The organism is Cyanobium sp. NIVA-CYA 375, from assembly GCF_056108345.1.
The window spans coordinates 1-857 of sequence record NZ_JBSYHW010000281.1 but is presented as its reverse complement, the minus strand read 5'-3'; the positions used below and the strand labels follow the sequence as shown (position 1 = coordinate 857).

Annotated in this window: 2 protein-coding genes; one reads left to right on the top strand and one right to left on the bottom strand. The window is 70.0% G+C overall.

Features of this window, described 5'->3' with window-relative positions:
* A partial coding sequence (locus AC01FP_RS18085) for a hypothetical protein (protein ID WP_474482192.1) occupies positions 1-276 on the top strand: 276 nt, incomplete at its 5' end.
* Positions 277-286: 10 nt separating this feature from the next.
* Here the strand turns inward: AC01FP_RS18085 and AC01FP_RS18080 are convergent.
* Positions 287-724: a hypothetical protein gene (locus tag AC01FP_RS18080; RefSeq protein WP_474482190.1), complete on the bottom strand. Its 438-nt coding sequence runs from the start codon at positions 722-724 to the stop codon at positions 287-289.
* Positions 725-857: the final 133 nt, after the last annotated feature.

Genomic DNA, 857 nt, shown 5'->3' with positions numbered 1-857 from the left:
CGAGGAGGAACGCCAGCGAATACTGCTGACTTGCAACCAGCCGGAGTACGCCGCACAGCCGCCAGCTTCGACGCCGGCAACTGGCTGCTGCGTGCCGACTCGCCGCTGCGAGGGCAGGGCACGCGGGACAGCAACCGGGCCGCGTGGTTCGTGCCGGGCGCCCTGCGGCACCCGGTGTTCAGCGTGATGGAGCTGCTGCCTGGTGGGGTGCCCGGCCGCGGGCAGCGCCGGGCCGATGAAACCGTGCCATCACCCGCGTTGGGTGCGGTGAACTGACCCGCCGGGCTCACGCTGCGTGGGCGAGCATCGCCACCGTGATGCCGGCCTGCAGCGTGATGCTGGCCGTGCGCGGCCCGTTGTAGCGGATCAGTTCTGCGATCACCGTGTCGTCCTTGCCGTCCCGCTCCAGCCTGGCGTGGCGCGGAATCTCCAGCGCCACCGTCACCACCAGGCCGACCAGCCCGAGCCCGATGTTGGCGGCGTGCATCCAGGCCGGCAGCGCCGGGCCGAAGATCGCCAGCGGCACCGGCAGCACGAAGCTCGCGAAGCCAGGCACGATCACCGGCAGCGGGATGCGTTGCGCATAGAACCGGTGGTAGCCGATGTACTCCGTCGCGCCCACGTGCTGGAACAGCGGATAGATCACCCATTGCGCCAGCCAGATCTGCCCCAGCACCCAGAAGTTGACGAGGGCCCAGGTGATCAGCATCGGGTCGGCCTTCATGCGCGCCCCGCGGCCAGTGCCGCCGCCTGCTCCAGGCTGATGCCCTCGACCAACGGGTCGGCATGCCGGTGGGCCAGCTGCCACTGCCCGGCATCGCGGCGGAACACCCCCAAGATTCGCAAGGGTTTTGACG

What these genes read in the sequence shown, in the direction of transcription:
- AC01FP_RS18080 (WP_474482190.1), bottom strand. Translation starts at nt 724, where the DNA reads ATGAAGGCCGACCCGATGCTGATCACCTGGGCCCTCGTCAACTTCTGG.